This window comes from Paraburkholderia polaris, from assembly GCF_012927345.1.
GTDB classification, from domain to species: domain Bacteria; phylum Pseudomonadota; class Gammaproteobacteria; order Burkholderiales; family Burkholderiaceae; genus Paraburkholderia; species Paraburkholderia polaris.
This window is the reverse complement of sequence record NZ_JABBGJ010000033.1, coordinates 116,085-130,980: the sequence shown is the minus strand read 5'-3', so window position 1 is coordinate 130,980 and position 14,896 is coordinate 116,085. Positions and strand designations below refer to the sequence as shown.

Annotated in this window: 17 protein-coding genes; 8 read left to right on the top strand and 9 right to left on the bottom strand. The window is 62.3% G+C overall.

Features of this window, described 5'->3' with window-relative positions:
• On the bottom strand, positions 1-644 hold a 644-nt coding region (locus HHL24_RS28415; RefSeq protein ID WP_407947531.1), incomplete at its 3' end, for a cytochrome-c peroxidase.
• 4 nt (positions 645-648) lie between these two features.
• On the bottom strand, positions 649-1,881 hold the full coding sequence (locus tag HHL24_RS28410) for an alkaline phosphatase family protein (RefSeq protein ID WP_230417602.1): 1,233 nt from the start codon (positions 1,879-1,881) through the stop codon (positions 649-651).
• A gap of 671 nt (positions 1,882-2,552) precedes the next feature.
• Between HHL24_RS28410 and HHL24_RS28405 the strand changes: the two genes are divergently transcribed.
• Positions 2,553-2,819, top strand: a complete 267-nt coding sequence (locus tag HHL24_RS28405) for a hypothetical protein (RefSeq protein WP_169488667.1) — start codon at positions 2,553-2,555, stop codon at positions 2,817-2,819.
• Here the strand turns inward: HHL24_RS28405 and HHL24_RS28400 are convergent.
• From HHL24_RS28400 to HHL24_RS28390, 3 genes are all read right to left on the bottom strand, one after another.
• Positions 2,764-4,167, bottom strand: a complete 1,404-nt coding sequence (locus tag HHL24_RS28400) for an ATP-binding protein (protein ID WP_169488666.1) — start codon at positions 4,165-4,167, stop codon at positions 2,764-2,766. The genes HHL24_RS28405 and HHL24_RS28400 overlap by 56 nt on opposite strands.
• Positions 4,164-4,877 carry a response regulator gene (locus tag HHL24_RS28395; RefSeq protein ID WP_169488665.1) on the bottom strand — a complete coding sequence of 238 codons (714 nt, stop codon included), beginning with the start codon at positions 4,875-4,877 and terminating at the stop codon, positions 4,164-4,166. The genes HHL24_RS28400 and HHL24_RS28395 overlap by 4 nt, the downstream gene beginning before the upstream one ends.
• 158 nt (positions 4,878-5,035) lie before the next feature.
• Positions 5,036-5,329 carry an EF-hand domain-containing protein gene (locus HHL24_RS28390; protein ID WP_169488664.1) on the bottom strand — a complete coding sequence of 98 codons (294 nt, stop codon included), beginning with the start codon at positions 5,327-5,329 and terminating at the stop codon, positions 5,036-5,038.
• 25 nt (positions 5,330-5,354) lie between these two features.
• On the opposite strand from HHL24_RS28390, the gene HHL24_RS28385 reads away from it, so the two are divergent.
• The 3 genes from HHL24_RS28385 to HHL24_RS28375 all read left to right on the top strand — a co-directional run bounded on the left by HHL24_RS28385 (position 5,355) and on the right by HHL24_RS28375 (position 6,622).
• Positions 5,355-5,567 carry a hypothetical protein gene (locus tag HHL24_RS28385; RefSeq protein WP_169488663.1) on the top strand — a complete coding sequence of 71 codons (213 nt, stop codon included), beginning with the start codon at positions 5,355-5,357 and terminating at the stop codon, positions 5,565-5,567.
• 278 nt (positions 5,568-5,845) lie between these two features.
• On the top strand, positions 5,846-6,109 hold the full coding sequence (locus HHL24_RS28380; protein WP_230417601.1) for a hypothetical protein: 264 nt from the start codon (positions 5,846-5,848) through the stop codon (positions 6,107-6,109).
• Between the two features lie 267 nt (positions 6,110-6,376).
• A complete protein-coding gene (locus HHL24_RS28375; RefSeq protein ID WP_169488662.1) occupies positions 6,377-6,622 on the top strand; it encodes a hypothetical protein in 246 nt (81 codons plus the stop codon).
• 131 nt (positions 6,623-6,753) lie between these two features.
• Here the strand turns inward: HHL24_RS28375 and HHL24_RS28370 are convergent, their stop codons facing one another.
• Positions 6,754-8,004, bottom strand: coding sequence for an arsenic transporter (locus HHL24_RS28370; RefSeq protein ID WP_169488661.1), 1,251 nt, complete (start codon positions 8,002-8,004; stop codon positions 6,754-6,756).
• A gap of 418 nt (positions 8,005-8,422) precedes the next feature.
• Between HHL24_RS28370 and HHL24_RS28365 the strand changes: the two genes are divergently transcribed.
• From HHL24_RS28365 to dinB, 4 genes are all read left to right on the top strand, one after another.
• Entirely contained in the window at positions 8,423-8,986 is a 564-nt protein-coding gene (locus tag HHL24_RS28365; RefSeq protein ID WP_169488660.1) for a YceI family protein, read from the top strand.
• 48 nt (positions 8,987-9,034) lie between these two features.
• Positions 9,035-9,613 carry a YceI family protein gene (locus HHL24_RS28360; protein WP_169488659.1) on the top strand — a complete coding sequence of 193 codons (579 nt, stop codon included), beginning with the start codon at positions 9,035-9,037 and terminating at the stop codon, positions 9,611-9,613.
• A 75-nt stretch (positions 9,614-9,688) separates the two neighbouring features.
• Positions 9,689-9,820 (top strand): hypothetical protein, encoded by a 132-nt coding sequence (locus HHL24_RS44650; RefSeq protein ID WP_268966748.1) that lies wholly within the window; start codon positions 9,689-9,691, stop codon positions 9,818-9,820.
• A gap of 202 nt (positions 9,821-10,022) precedes the next feature.
• On the top strand, positions 10,023-11,189 hold the full coding sequence (gene dinB, locus HHL24_RS28355; RefSeq protein WP_169488658.1) for a DNA polymerase IV: 1,167 nt from the start codon (positions 10,023-10,025) through the stop codon (positions 11,187-11,189).
• Here the strand turns inward: dinB and HHL24_RS28350 are convergent.
• The 3 genes from HHL24_RS28350 to HHL24_RS28340 form a co-directional block, all read right to left on the bottom strand.
• Positions 11,186-12,610: a heavy metal sensor histidine kinase gene (locus HHL24_RS28350; RefSeq protein WP_169488657.1), complete on the bottom strand. Its 1,425-nt coding sequence runs from the start codon at positions 12,608-12,610 to the stop codon at positions 11,186-11,188. The genes dinB and HHL24_RS28350 overlap by 4 nt on opposite strands.
• Complete coding sequence (locus HHL24_RS28345; protein WP_007176723.1) at positions 12,607-13,293, bottom strand: heavy metal response regulator transcription factor; 687 nt, start codon at positions 13,291-13,293, stop codon at positions 12,607-12,609. Before HHL24_RS28345 ends, HHL24_RS28350 begins: the two co-directional genes overlap by 4 nt.
• A gap of 78 nt (positions 13,294-13,371) precedes the next feature.
• Positions 13,372-14,895 carry an efflux transporter outer membrane subunit gene (locus HHL24_RS28340; protein ID WP_169488673.1) on the bottom strand — a complete coding sequence of 508 codons (1,524 nt, stop codon included), beginning with the start codon at positions 14,893-14,895 and terminating at the stop codon, positions 13,372-13,374.
• Position 14,896 lies beyond the last annotated feature (1 nt).

The window sequence follows — 14,896 nt, the reverse complement described above, 5'->3', positions numbered from 1 at the left end:
TAGTAGTCGAACTTGCTGGTGTACGGATGAAAACTCGGGTCTTCGAGTTCGAAGCGCTCGATGGCGTACATCGCCTGCGTGAACGCCTTGTTGGGATCGGTGAAGATGTTCTGGCCGAACACTTCCTTGAAACGCGCCGCGTAAGGTGCGTGCTCCAGTTTCGCGAGTACTGCCGCCGGATCCTTGTTAGCCATCTCGTTCGGATTGAGCAGTGGGAAACTCGCCTGATCGTGCAGACGGTTGAAGCGCCCGTCCCAACCGAAACCGCCCACCGGCGCGTTGTCCGTCTCGCTCAGGCGTTCGGACATACTGGCCGCCTGCGCATGACTCCACATCGGTGTGCGGTTCAGCACGTAGCGCAGGCTTGGCACAGCGCGCGTGCCTTGCGAGCGCATGTCGGGCCCGCCCAACTGCGCGGCCAGCCCGTTGGGCGGCCCGTACGCGTGTGACGGGCTATGACAGCTCGCGCACGACATCTTGCCCGACGCCGACAACGACGCATCGAAGAACATCAGCTTGCCGAGCGCCGCGGCGTCGCTATAGACGGGCTTCGCGTCGGCCGGCGCGCCGGCTGCCGCCATCGGTAGCAGCACGGCGCTCGCCAGCGCGGCGAGCACCGCGAATCGCATTGAGGAAACCGTCATCGGCTTACAGGTTCGTGAAGATGTCGTTGCCGAACCCGACCAGACCGGCCTGCCCCGCGTAGCCGAGATGGTCCAACTGGAAGATGTCCTCAATGCTCTTGAGCATCGAGTAGTGGTTGTACTGCACCGTCGACACCGTGCCCGGTTTGATGAACTTCGAGATCATCACCGCCCCGGTCTGGTCGCCGCCAAAGCTCTGCTTGGTCAGGTTGATCGTCGTGCCCTTGTACGACAGCGACGAAGTCTGCGGGAACGCCGGCAGATTCGGACCCGGCTGCTGGCTGCAGCAAGTTGTACCCGCAAAGGTCAGTTGCGTTTGGCCCGCCGAGGGCTGGCTCACTGTCGCGTAACTGCTTTCGTCGAAGTTGATAATCAACAGCCCGTCCTTCTGGAACGCCGGCGAGGCCGTGATAATCGGCACCCACTTCTGCAGGAACGTGTTCGCGCTCGTCAGTCCGCCCGGCTGGCCGTTCACGCACGGCGAATCGTGACCGTCGTCGCACAGGTTCGGCGTGATCAGGTTGAAGTTGGCGGTGGTCGAGATCGATTGCAGATCGGTTGTGAGCGTGTTCAGATTCACGACGTGCTGGCCGCAGTCCGACGAATCGATGATCGAGTGGAAGTACATGAACGGGTTGTGACGCGTCGCGTACTGGTCGCCCAGCGGCACGGCCGCGCTCGGCGCTTCCCCCACCTGTGTCAGGTCGGTCGTGTTCAGCGTCGGGTGGCCGCATGTGGCGGCTTCGCGCGTCGGGTCGTTGCCCATGTCGTCTTCATAGCCCTTCCAGGTGTAGCCGGCAGCCTTCAGCTGGTCCGGCAGCGTCTTGATGCTGGCGGGATACACGCAGCCCGAGCCAATCGCCTGACCGTCCGGCGTCATGCCGGTGAGCGTGAAATCCTGGTAGATCGGGCAATCGTTATCCGTTTCCGGCGTCGGCGCCTGGCCGCTGATCATCGAGATGTAGTTGTCGAGGCTCACGTGGCCGGTACCGTAGTACTGCTGCACCAGCGCGCCTTGCGAAGCCAGCGTCTGCGACAGATACGGGGCCTTGCTGTTCGCGCCGAAGGTGGTCGCGTAGTTTTCGTTTTCGAGTGTGATGACGAAGACGTGCCGGATCTGCTGCTGCCCGGTCACATTGAGTGACGAGGACGACGAGCCGCACGCGGCGACGATAACGCCAACCAAGGCAGCAGAAATAGCAGCGAAAAGTGTGCGCATCCAGGTGCGTTTTGACATTACCTTCCCTTTTAATTGTGTTTTCCCGATCCGATCGACTCGACACACTTCCCGATTACTTTGCATGACGAAATAAACCGGATTGAATCGATGGACACGCAATTGTCCGTATTGCCCCGTTGGCAGAAAACCGGCGTATCGAGCAACCGGGATCGCCTTTTTCGGTGCAAAGCGAGGTTAACATCGCCGGTTCGATCGCACTTAGTCCATCTCGACTAGGGGGAAACGACGACTCCAGGGAGCAATCAAAGGCTTGCTATTCAATCGCCCCCCACTTTGCTGCTCGCCTCATACCAACCCCGAAATCGCGCCTTGACCTCAAGACATCAGGACATCAGGACATCAAGACGTCATAATGTCTACGATGAACACCGACCGAAGCAGTCAACTCCCTCTCTGCGCGCAGGTGCGACGTATCTGAGCTACACGCTGTGGCGCTTCACGGTGTCGCCTGGGGCAAGCAGGTGATCGTTGCCGCGGGATTACTGGCCGGTGCGGCTTGATGTGTGCGGCACGGACGACCCCAGGTATGATGTGATCGTGCGACGTCAGCGTTCGATTCACCGCCGCACTTTGTCGCTGCCGTTTGTCGCTGCGTTTTGTCATTGCGTTTCGAAGTTGCATTTGCAGCCGCGTTTTACGCGGCACCTCTTCCAGCCACGAGAACCATCATGCCCGCCCAACACGACGAAGTCCCCACTGCCAGCAGCAAGCCGGGTAAGGCAAAGCGCAAGGATCTGTCCATTGTGTCGCGCAATCTTCTGATGGTTGCGGTCGGCGTCGTGGTCTTCGCGATCGTTGCGACCGTCGTGCTCTACGGTCCGATCACTTACGGCGACGAGGTTCCCAACTTCGGCATCATTCTCATGCTGACCATGCCGGTTATCGCGGGCGTGGCGTTCCGGGTGGGACTGGACGCGTGGCTGGATAGGGAATGAGCGGCGCCGCCAGCGGCAACACCACCCACACCTCCAGCCCACCACCCTCGCGCGCATGAAACTGCAGGCTGCCGCCGTGCAGCCGCGCAATCCGCTCGACAATCGCAAGCCCCAGCCCAGTCCCCCCGCTATGCGCGCGAGCATTGCGACCACGCTGAAACGGCGCTTTGAGCTGCTCCAACTCCTCTGCCGAAAGCCCCTTGCCGCGATCGCCGACCGCGACATACACGGCTTCGCCGGTGGCCCAGCTCCGCACGGCGAGCCCGGTGCCGCCGTATACGATCGCGTTCTGCATGAGGTTCATCAGGAGCCGCATCATGCTGATCGGCCGATATGCAACCGCGGGCAAAACCGCGAGCGACAGCGCGAATTCGTGCCCTAACCCCGCGAAATCGCCGGCAAGCCGTTCGACCAATGCATTGAGATCGCCGGGTTCGGCCGCTTCACGCTCGCCGCTGCCCGCGTAATCCATGAACTGCTGCAAGATCGTCTCGATCTGGTCCAGGTAAGACTCGGCGGCGACCACAAAGCTGCTGTCGCTGCCCGCCGGCATCGCCATGGCCATCGAGAGACGCAGTTTGGTGAGCGGCGTGCGGATGTCGTGTGAGATGCCCGCCAGCATCAAAGCGCGCGTCGCCTCGGCTTGCTGCAACGCATGCGTCATCTGATTGAATGCGCTGCTTACCGCAGCGATCTCAGTAGGACCGTCGGTCGGCAGCGGCGCAGGCGTCTCGCCGGCACTCACGCGGCGCGCCGCCCGCGTCAGCTGCTGGAGCGGCTGGTTGAGGTGGCGCTGGATCACGTAGCCGGTCAGCGCCGCCAGTGCGCCCAAACCGAGCGACAGCAGGATCGCGGCGTCGAGTCCGGCACCTTGCGCGTCCTCCGGAATCGGCAGCGCGATCCAGTACGGCGTGTGCGGCGCATCGGCCGGCGCATGCATGCGAATCCACAACCGTTGGCCGCCTTCTGACTGCCAACGCGCGGGCATGTCGGCAGGCAGATGCTCGCGCAAGCTGTCGAGAAACACGTCGCGCTGATACGTGCGATAGGCGCGCATCAGACTTGGGGGCGGGTCAACGGCCGCTTCTGCGGGCAGTTGCGCGCGAGCGTCGAGGCGAGCGGTCAATTCGGCGCGCGCGCCCGGCGGTGTAGCCCGAAGCAGGTTATCGAGCGTCGTCACATAGGTAGCGAACACCGCGCCCGCCCGTTCGACGCGGGGCCGCTGCACATAGTGCAGCAACACCGCAAGCGCACAGACCTGACTCAGCATCACCAGCACGATCAGCAGGGCGATATTGCGCGCCAACAGCGTTTTCGGCAGCGCCCTCTGGAGCCACGCGCGCGTCATGAGTCGACGTCCGCGATCAGCATGTAGCCGACGCCCCACACGGTTTTGATGAAGCGCGGCTTCGACGGGTCGTCCTCGACGATCTGCCTGAGGCGCAGCACCTGCACGTCGATGCTGCGATCGAGCGCATCGTGCTCACGCCCACGGGCGCGCGCCAGCAGATTGTCACGACTCACGGGCCGGTTCGGCGAAGAAGCCAGCGCGACCAGCAGCAGCATCTGCGCCGAATGAAGCTCCAGCAGTTCTCCAGCACGCGACAGCTGCTGCTTGCCGACGTCGAGACTGAAATCGCCGAAGCGCACGCTCTGCGAGGTCACGGTGACATCGCCCGAGGCGATCTTCTGGCGGCGCAGCAGTGCGTTGATCCGTGCCACCAGTTCACGCGGCAGGAACGGTTTGGCGAGGTAGTCGTCAGCGCCGGTTTCGAGGCCGGCCACCTTGTCGAGCGGATCGCCCTTGGCGGTCAGCATCAGGATCGGCAGCGTCTGCCCTTGCGAGCGCAAGCGGGCGCAGATTTCGAGGCCGTCTTCTTCGCCGATCATCAGATCGAGCACCAGCAGATCAAACGGCTCGCGCTCCAGATAACGGTCGAGCCGTTTGCCGTCCTCCGCGATCCGCACGTCGAAGCCGTGGCCGCGCAGGAAGCGCTGCAGCATGTTGCGCAGTTCGGCTTCGTCGTCGAGTACGATGATTTTGGCGGGGCGATCCATATGAAAGCTCCTCGGTTTAAGCGTCGGGCGGTGCATGCCGCGCGAATTCGACGATCAGAATCGCGTTCTTCGCGGACAGCGCGATCAGCATTACGAGGCAGGTTTCATCGCGCGTCGGGGCGTCAATGGTCGTACGATCCCGCCGATGCCCGCGCGGCTCAGTGCGCTGCCCCGCGTTCCTGCATGAATGCGGCGATCTGCGGCAACGTGATGTAGCCCGCTTTCTGCGTGTCGATTTCATCGAAATGCTTGGCGACCATCGGCATGCCCGCGGCGGCCTGTTCCTTGGTGAGCTTGCCGTCGTGCGTGGTGTTGGCATTCGAAAAGCGCGTTTGCAACTGCTGCGCCATGCGTTCCATGCGCTGGGGATTGCCACCCTGCGGCGCGGCCGTTTGGGCAAACGTGACGGTGGATGCGCAGCACAGCAGCACAACGGCGATCAACTTTTTCATGACTGACTCCTTCGCTTGAGCCATCGTGCGTCGCCTGCAAATCGCCGCGATCCGTTCGATGACAGGCCGAATTCTTGAGGAAGCGCCGCTGGAAGGCAATTTCAGAATCATGTCGCCATATGTCATGGTTGTCGTGGCGCGCGGCAAGGCATGCACCCGCGCTGTTGTCGCAACACAGCATGCGCTCTCTATGCCCGCATGCTCATCTCCTCGCCCGCTTTCGGGCGACATTAAATGAAATAAGTTCGCGCTGCCGTTTCAAATGCGGTTTGCGTATCTTTCGTCTGCCGGCGCTACCAGCACCTCGAGCACCTCGAGCACCTCAAGCGCCTTAACGGTTCGGGCGATCTCTCAAGCAATCCGAACCAGCCGCGCTGCATCTCCACCGGAAGACGCGCCGCGCCATTCAAAACGCCTCAGGAGTATCAAGCGAGTATTCGTCTCGTCTGCGCCTCTACCTTCACCGCCATCGGTCTCGCCTGTTCGTCGACGGCGTTCGGCCGGGTGGTCGTCTATATGCCCGCTGCCGTGGTCTACGCGCCGCCGCCACGCCCAGTCTATTACTACGCGCCGGTCAAGCCGGTTTACGTGGTGGCGCCCCCGCCGGCTCCGGTTCCCGTTGCCGTCGCTGTCGCTGTCGCTGTCGGAACGCCCGTGCCGCCGGTTGCAAAAACCGTCGCCCTATCCACGACAGCCGTGGTGCCCGCGCCTACCGGCTACGCAATTGTGCCCGCCCCGACCGTCACCTACGCGCAGCCGGTCATGGTAGTGCCACGTTAAGGGCGCCAAGGCGGGGCGCCAAAACGGGGCACCAAAGCGGTTGATCAGACCTGCCTCCTCCAGAGACATCCCTTGACTGGACAGCGCCGAATCATCAGATAAATACGGGCGTTTGAAAGCCAGATGTCAACTCAGCATCTCGGAGTGCGGTACGGCACTTGCTGGGAATCTGTATCAACGTCAGGCGTGTCCATTAGTTAGACATATCTGTCCAACAAATGGCGTCCCGTCTGCGTGGTTCATCCGCCTTTTCTTCAGGAAGATTAGATGAGCTATCACGACATAGACAAAGAGATTGCCCATTTCGAAATCGTATTCGGCCTGATTTCCGCCAACGATCGCATTCCGCTGTCGTATTGGCGCAATCGGCTGAGCATGCTTCCTAAAACATCGCTGATGCCGATCCAGCGTGCTCGCCTCGCACGGCTCGACGCCGCGCTGCGCACACTCGAGCAGTCCGCGCAAGCGCTGGCGGCCAAGCCACCCATGCGTTCGACGGGCACCCAGCCATGACGCAGGCGGTGACGGAGAAGCGCGAAGACGCTGCTGACCGCCATCGCACTGGAGATCAGCGGCAATCGCCGAACGGGCGCAAATAGCACGCGGCGGCGTCAAAGCGGCCGCCGCCTGTTGCGCTCAACCCATCAGGAAATCAGGATCCGCGCGGCCAGCGCCAGCGCGAGGGCCGGCAGCATTACCACTACGCCTACTTTCAGAAACTTCATGAAGCTCACGTCCTCGCCCTCCCGGCGAATTGCGTTGAGCCAGAGGATGGTTGCGAGCGAGCCGGTGATCGACAGGTTCGGACCGAGATCGACGCCAATCAGGAGTGCGTCGATCACACGCTCCGGACTATGTGCCTGCATCACGGTCGAACTGGCGATCAACCCCGCCGGCAGGTTATTCATCAGATTGCTGCCGATCGCGATGATGCTGCCCGCCCAGCCGGCCGTCGCGAGTTCGCTGTGTTGCGTCGCGTCTTGCAGCAGATTGACGAATGTCTTGATGACGCCGGTGTGATCGAGCATTTCGACCAGCACGAACAACGCAGCGACCAGCGGCAGCACGCTCCACGATATCTCCTTGATCATTGGCAGCGGCGATTTGCGCTCCTGGATCAGCACGACCACTGCGGTCAGCGCACCGAGTATCGCGGTAGGCAGGCCAAGGGGAACATCAAAGGCCGAAACCGTCAGTAACACGATGGCCGTCACAGCGATGCCCGCGAGCGCAACGCGCCCGCTCGACGACAACTCGAGCGGCTCGAGATCGGCCTCGCAGGTGCCGGCGAGCGCTTCGCGCTGGGTCCAGCGCAACAGCACATAGGTCGCAACGATCGACAGCAGCGAAGGCAGCGTGAAGCGCATCAGCCAGGCGCCGAGGGCGGGCGTGTGATTGCCGTACAGGACGATGTTGGCCGGGTTAGAGATCGGCAACACGAAGCTCGCGGCATTCGCAATGAACGCGCAGACGAAGAGCAAGGGCAGCGGATGCGTCTTCGCTTTTTTAGCGGCGGCAAATACGGCTGGCGTGAGGACAACCGCGGTGGCGTCATTGGAAAGGAAGGCAGTAATGACTACGCCGACCAGATAGACCAGCAGAAAGAGCTTTCTCGGTGAACCTTTGGCGTGGTTGACCGCGAATACGGCGACCCAGTCGAACAGACCTTCGCGGCGCCCGACTTCCGATAGCAGCATCATGCCGAACAGGAAGAGGTAGACGTCCGTGCCTTTGCCAACCGCCTCGATTGCGAGATCGACGGGAAGCAGGCCCAGCGACACGAGCAATAACGCGCCCGCGACGGCCCACACAGCCTCGGGCCATTTGAATGGGCGGGTGATGACGCCGGCCGTAGCGGCGATGGCGATACCCCAAGATAGGAAGACGGAATTCACCAAGCAGGTCCTGGATTCTGATTGTGCGCGAGCGCGGTATGGGAACGCAGCATAACCCATGACAGGGATGCAGCCGAGATTCGGTTGCAAGTTGTGTGCCACACTACTCGAGCCGCCGCGCGCGTTTATTCCATTCACATTAGCGCCACGGCTAGAACAATCCGTTCTCTTCTCCCCGTCTATTCAGTTTCCGGCGGCAGCCCTACCATCCGCATTCACCCGCGACATACCGCACGCGGCAAGCATCAATTCGCCGACCGCGACGGATTACTCGCGCGGATGATTCCGTTCCTCAAATAACACATGCGTAACACGTGAGTAACAAGCGTGTAGCAGGCGATTGGCTACAGCCTGTTGGCAATCTAATTCCCGACGGTGTGCAATCCGCGCGCGTGGGTTCGATAGGATGCGTACCACTATGAAATCAAACTTTTACCACTCCATTCTGGCCGGTGTCGCCGCCTTCTCTTTCTTCGGCACAGGCCTTGCCCACGCCGATGTCGACACGAGCAAAAGCAGCGTCATTGCCACGACGAAACAGATGAACGTGCCGGTGGACGGCAAATTCAGGAAGTTCTCGGCACAGCTGAATTTCGACCCGGCCAAGCCGACCGCCGGCAGCGCCAGCGTGTCGATCGACACCGGCAGCTACGACCTCGGCGCGGACGACTACAACAAGCAGGCTCAAGGCAAGGAATGGTTCGATAGCGCGACTTATCCGGCCGCTACGTTTGTCTCGAGCGCGATCGCGCCGGCCGGTGGCAATCAGTACAAGATCACCGGCAAGCTCACCATCAAAGGTAAATCGCAGACTGTTGTGGTGCCGGTCACCATCGCCAGCCAGGGCAACACACAAACCTTCGACGGCGCATTGCCGATCAAACGTTCGCAGTTCGATGTCGGTACGGGCGAATGGAAAGACACGTCGGTTGTCGCGGACGAAGTCGTCATCAAATTTCACATCGTCGCTTCGAAGAAGTAACTGAAAACACCGAAGCGTCGCAGCAATTTCTTAAACCTGGAGAATCACTTGAAGAAGCAACTTTTGCTCGCCGCCGGCGCGCTGGCCGCAGCCATGTCGTTCAACGCCATGGCCGCGGATACGTATCAGCTTGATCCGATGCACACCTCCCCGAGCTTCGAAACCGACCACTTCGGCGGACTGTCGATCTGGCGCGGCAAGTTCAAGAAGAGCAGCGGCACTGTGGTGCTGGATCGCGCGGCGAAGACCGGCACGGTAGACGTGACGATCGATATGAACTCGGTGGACATCGGTAACGACAAGCTCGACGCGGAACTGGTCACGGACAAGTTCTTCGACGCCGCCAAGTACCCGAGCGCGACCTACAAGGGCACGCAGATCCGCTTCGAAGGCGACAAGCCGGTAGAAGTGATCGGCACGTTGACCATGCATGGCGTGACCAAGCCGGTCAACCTGAAGATCGAATCGTTCAAGTGCATCATGAACCCGATGCTCAAGCGTGAAGTGTGCGGCACCGAATCGACCGCGACGTTCAATCGCGACGATTTCGGCATCGACTTCGGCAAGACCTATGGCTTCAAGATGCAGACCACGCTGCATATTCAGGCTGAAGGCATCAAGCAATAATAGCGGGTTCCCTGCCGCTCACGGCAGGCGGTTGCCGGCGCGCTGATCAACGACGACGAACTGATGGCCCACGCGGTGCCGAACGCCCAAGGCAACGACAAGATCGGCGACGACTTCGTGCCGGCGGTCGAGCGCTACAAGCTGTACCCGGTGGCGCAGATCGGTGTGAGCTACCGGTTCCAGGCACCTTGCCGGACCCATCGCTGATCCGATCCAGGATCGGCATGCGGTCCGGAAGCCCAGCACCTTGCCCCGGCGGAGCAAGGTAGTATTACGGTTTGGCGTCCGGCGTGCAGCGCATCATGGCTCGCACGTCCTGACGCCCGACACAGCAAGCCATCAGACAGGGCAACAGCAAGCTCATCGCCTGTTATGCTCGCTGCCCGCGCCGTCACCCCATCCGCCATCCATGAGTTCTGCAAGCCGCCGCATCGCGCATCTGGACATGGACGCGTTCTACGCGTCCGTTGAGCTTTTGCGCTATCCCGAACTGCGCGGCAAGGCGGTGGTGATCGGCGGCGGCCGCAATGGCGTGCCGCAAACGCTTGAAGACGGCAGCCGCCGCTATGCGAAGCTGCGCGATTACGCGGGCCGCGGCGTGGTGACCACCTCCACCTACGAAGCCCGCGCGCTCGGCGTGTTCTCCGCGATGGGCATGATGAAGGCCGCCGTGCTCGCGCCGGACGCGATTTTGCTGCCCACCGATTTCGAATCGTATCGACACTACTCGCGCCTGTTCAAAGCGGCGGTTGCCGCCTTCACGGACCGGATCGAAGACCGCGGCATCGACGAAATCTATATCGACCTCACCGAGTTGCCGGGCGAGCCGCGCGAGATCGCCGCGCGCATCAAGCAGGCCGTCAATCAGGCGACCGGCCTCACCTGCTCCATTTGCGTGGCACCGAACAAGCTGCTGGCGAAAATCGGCTCAGAACTCGACAAGCCCGACGGCCTCACGATTCTGACGCCCGAGGATGTGCCCTTGCGCGTGTGGCCGCTGCCGGTGCGCAAGGTCAATGGAATCGGGCCAAAGGCCGCGGAAAAGCTCACCGCGCTCGGTCTCGTCACGGTCGGCGATCTGGCGGCGGCGGACGCGGGCTTGTTGCAGGACCACTTCGGGCGCAGCTACTCGGCGTGGCTCATGCAGGTCGCGCAAGGCTACGATGAGCGACCGGTCGTGGTCGAATCGGAGCCCAAGTCGATGAGCCGTGAGACGACCTTCGAACGCGATCTGCATCCGCGTCATGATCGCCCGGCCCTGTCGAGCTCGTTTACCGGCTTGTGCGTGCGGGTCGCGGAAGACCTGGTGCGCAAGGGATATGTGGGCCGCACCGTGGGCATCAAGCTGCGCTATGACGACTTCCGTACGGTCACGCGCGACCTGACTCTCGATGAACCGACTGCCGACGCCACCGAGATCCGGCGCGCGGCAACCGAATGCCTGAGACGAGTGGAATTGAACCGCAAGCTACGGCTGCTGGGCGTGCGCGTGAGCGCGTTGACGCCGGCCAACGCACAACCGGTGAAGCAGCGTCTACCGGTTCAGGCCGATTTGCCGTTTACCAGCGACGATTAACCCGCTGCTTCCGCAGGGACACCGACATTCGCGCGTGCCGCCGGCAAGCTGGTTTCCACACTCGACGCCGCAATCGAAAAAGCAAACGTGTTGATCCCGTTCGCGCTTTCCGCCGACACCGTACCGCGATGCATTTCCGCAATGGCCTTCACGATCGCAAGACCCAGCCCGTGGTTTTCGCGGCTATTGGTGCGGGACACTTCCGCACGATAGAACCGGTCGAACAGGTGTTCAAGCACGCCGGGCTCGATCGGCTCGCCCGGGTTGGCCACCGCTACGCGCAACTGATCCGCTGCATTCGAGATCGTCACCGTAATCGCCGCGCCGGGCGCACAGTGCTGGATCGCGTTCATCACCAGATTTGTGCAGGCACGGCCGAACAGCGAGCGATTCACCCGCGCCACCGCATCGCCGCGCAACTGCGCATGCACGCGCGCTTCTTCAAGCGGAATCTCCAGAAACTCCAGCGTATGTGCGACTTCCGCAGCCAGCGACACTTCGACGAGACCCGTTGCGCGTTCGCCCTGGTCGGCGCGGGCGAGGAACAGCATGTCGTTGATGATCGCGCGCATGCGTTCGAACTCTTCGAGATTCGATTGCAGCGTATGGCGCAGATCGTCGACCGAGCGGTTGCGTGTCAACGCCACTTCCGTCTGGCCGATCAGAATCGTCACCGGCGTACGCAGTTCGTGAGCCACATCCGCATTGAACGACTCGAGGCGGCCGTATGCGCCGTCCAGACGTTCGAGTGCGCCGTTGAACGAGTTGGCCAGATCGTTCAATTCGAGCGGCAGCGAGGCCGTATTCAGACGCTGTGAGCGGTTATTCGGGCTCACAGCGGAAGCATCTCGTGTGAGGCGCGTCAACGGCGCAAGACCCAGCCGCGTGACCGAATAACTCAGCAGCAGCACCGCGAGACTACCCAACGCTGACAGCGCGGCGAGCGCCGAACCGAACACGCGCATCGTGCGGAGGTTTGGCGAACAGCTGGCGGCGACCTGCAATTGCACGGGTGGGCGGGCGCCATTAGCCGGGACCGTCACCGTGACAGTCAGCATGTCCGAGCCGCCGCCGACCGGCGAAACGGTCGCGTAGCCGCCCGCCCAGCTCGACACCACCGGTCCCTCAACGGGCTTGCCATAGTGGAAATAGGGATCGGTGCTCGACACCGAGTACACAGTGCTGCCGTCGCGCGGTGTCATGTCGGTGAGCTTTTCGCGCGCCATGCGCCACTTTTCCGGCGTCACCGCGTGATAGACGATGATGCGCGCGATCTCCGTGCGATCGTCGAGCGACTCGCGCAAGTGATGCTGGAGTTGCGTGCGCAACACCGCAAAGAGCCCTGTGCCGACCAGCGTGAACACGAACAGCGCCACAAGCGCGAACATCGACGCGAGGCGGCGCGCGATAGAACGGTTCATGATTGTTCTGCCTCTTCACGTACTTCGAGCACGTAGCCCATGCCCCGCACGGTGTGCAGCAGCTTCGAGGGAAACGGGCCGTCGAGCTTGGCGCGCAATCGTTTGATCGCGGTTTCGACCACGTTCGTATGGCTGTCGAAGTTGACGTCCCACACGAGTTCGGTAATGGCGGTCTTCGAGAGAATGTCGCCCTGGCGGCGCGCCAGCACGCTGAGCAACTGGAATTCCTTGGCGGTCAGATCGAGGCGTACACCGTCGCGGGTAGCGCGCCGGCCGATCAGATCGACGAACAGATCGCCCACGGAAATCAGTGTCGACTCCTGCGAACGCGTGCGACGCGCCAGTGCGTGCAGCCGCTCGACCAGCTCGAGAAAGGAAAACGGTTTGGTGAGGTAGTCGTCGGCGCCTTCGCGCAGACCGCGCACGCGGTCGTTCACGTGATCGCGGGCGGTCAGCATGATGACCGGGGTCGACTTGCGCATGCGCAGCGCCTTCAGCACGCTGAAGCCGTCGCGTTTGGGCAGCATGACGTCGAGGACGATCACGTCGTAATCGAATTCGGTGGCCAGATGCATGCCTTCCTCGCCGTCGAGCGCGACGTCGACGACCCAGCCCTGCTCCGTCAAACCGGAGCGCAGGTAATCCACCACCTTATGCTCGTCTTCAACGATCAGCAATTTCATGCGCGTCCCCTTGTATCTGCATTATACGAAACGCCTCTTTTTCCTCTTTCCTGTCTGGCCATGTCATTGTCGGGCGGCTCACTTCGCGGGAGCCATCGCCTCCTTCGTGTCCGCTGTGTTGCCAGGCGAGCGCGCGCCCGATACGTCCGTGGCGGCATCCCAGCCGCCGCCCAGCGCCTTCACCAACGAAACCGACAGCGTCATCTGCTGGCCGTGGATCTGTACGTCCTGACGCTCGCTGGTGAGCAGCGACTGCTGTGCGGTGATGACGTCGAGGTACGCGACCAGGCCGCCTGAATAGCGGTCGTTGGCGAGCGACAGCAGATGTTGCGCATCGGTCACCGCTTCGTGCGATTGCTTCGACGCGCCGTCGAGCACGGAAAGGCCGGTGATGCCGTCCTGCACCTGCTGGAACGCGGTGAGCACGGTTTGGCGGTAGTTCGCCTCGGTCACCTTGTAGCCTTCGCTCGCGAACTGGACGTTCGCCGCACGGCGGCCACCGTCGAACAGCACCTGACCGACCGCCGCGCCAAGCGTCCACATCAGCGTCGGCGCACTCAGCAGACTGGCGAACTGCGTGCTTTCCCAGCCGATGCTCGGCGTCAGCGTCAGGCTCGGAAAGAACGCCGCTTTGGCGACGCCGATCTGCGCGTTCGCCGCGGCCATCGCTCGCTCTGCCGATGCGATATCCGGGCGGCGTTGCAATACGTCGCTCGGCAAACCAAGCGGAATCGCCGGCACCTGCACGTCTAGCACTTTGGGTTCGATCGCGAACTGCGGCGCGGGCACGCCTACCAGCGCGGCGATCGCATGTTCAAACTGCGCGCGCTGATTCAGCAAAAGTTGTGCTTGCACGCGTGTCGAATCGAGTAGCGACTTCTGCTGCAACACGTCGAGCCCGGACACCGAGCCGAGATCGTGCTCGGTCGTGACGTAATCGAGCGCCTTTTGCTGCAGTTTCACCGATTGATTCAGCACGTCGATCTCGGCGTCGAGCTCACGCAGCGAGTAATAGTCGGTGGCGAGATCGGTGGTGAGGACGAGCCGTGCGTTGGCAAGGTCGTCGGCCGATTGCTGCGCGGAGGCCGCGGCGCCCTCCACCTCGCGACGTATCCGGCCGAATAGATCGGTGTCGTAGTTGATCGTCGGGCCGAGCTGAACGTTGTTCTGTACCGTCGACGTCGTCGGCGTGGCGTAAGTGGTCAGCGGGCGGTCGTGCGAAATTCTGAAGCGCGACCCGGCTGCCGCCAGATCGACTTCAGGAATCTGCTGCGCACGGGTGTTCGCCAGCGTAGCTTTGGCCTGCGCATAATGCGCGCTCGCCGCGACCAGCGTCTGATTCTGCGCGAGCGCCTGCGTTTCCAGCGTGGCGAGTGTCGGATCGCCGAAGGCGCTCCACCAGTCGAGCGAGATCGGCGCATGCGAAGGCTCCGCGACGCGCCAGTACGAATCGGTTTGCCAGGTCGGCGGCACCTCGGCTTGCGGCCGCTGATAATCCGGGCCGACTGTGCACGCCGCCAGCAAGGCCGCGCTCGCGGTGGCCGCAAGCGCCGTTAGCGAAGTTAGCGTCGTTAGTGCCCGGTAAGCGCCCGCCTGCTTCACG

Coding starts and splice junctions, on each gene's coding strand:
- HHL24_RS28380 (WP_230417601.1), top strand. CDS start 5,846: ATGCCCGCTGCCGTGGTCTACGCGCCGCCGCCACGCCCAGTCTATTAC.
- HHL24_RS28395 (WP_169488665.1), bottom strand. CDS start 4,877: ATGGATCGCCCCGCCAAAATCATCGTACTCGACGACGAAGCCGAACTG.
- HHL24_RS28350 (WP_169488657.1), bottom strand. CDS start 12,610: ATGAACCGTTCTATCGCGCGCCGCCTCGCGTCGATGTTCGCGCTTGTG.
- HHL24_RS28345 (WP_007176723.1), bottom strand. CDS start 13,293: ATGAAATTGCTGATCGTTGAAGACGAGCATAAGGTGGTGGATTACCTG.
- HHL24_RS28375 (WP_169488662.1), top strand. CDS start 6,377: ATGAGCTATCACGACATAGACAAAGAGATTGCCCATTTCGAAATCGTA.
- HHL24_RS28365 (WP_169488660.1), top strand. CDS start 8,423: ATGAAATCAAACTTTTACCACTCCATTCTGGCCGGTGTCGCCGCCTTC.
- HHL24_RS28410 (WP_230417602.1), bottom strand. CDS start 1,881: ATGTCAAAACGCACCTGGATGCGCACACTTTTCGCTGCTATTTCTGCT.
- dinB (WP_169488658.1), top strand. CDS start 10,023: ATGAGTTCTGCAAGCCGCCGCATCGCGCATCTGGACATGGACGCGTTC.
- HHL24_RS28390 (WP_169488664.1), bottom strand. CDS start 5,329: ATGAAAAAGTTGATCGCCGTTGTGCTGCTGTGCTGCGCATCCACCGTC.
- HHL24_RS28405 (WP_169488667.1), top strand. CDS start 2,553: ATGCCCGCCCAACACGACGAAGTCCCCACTGCCAGCAGCAAGCCGGGT.
- HHL24_RS28400 (WP_169488666.1), bottom strand. CDS start 4,167: ATGACGCGCGCGTGGCTCCAGAGGGCGCTGCCGAAAACGCTGTTGGCG.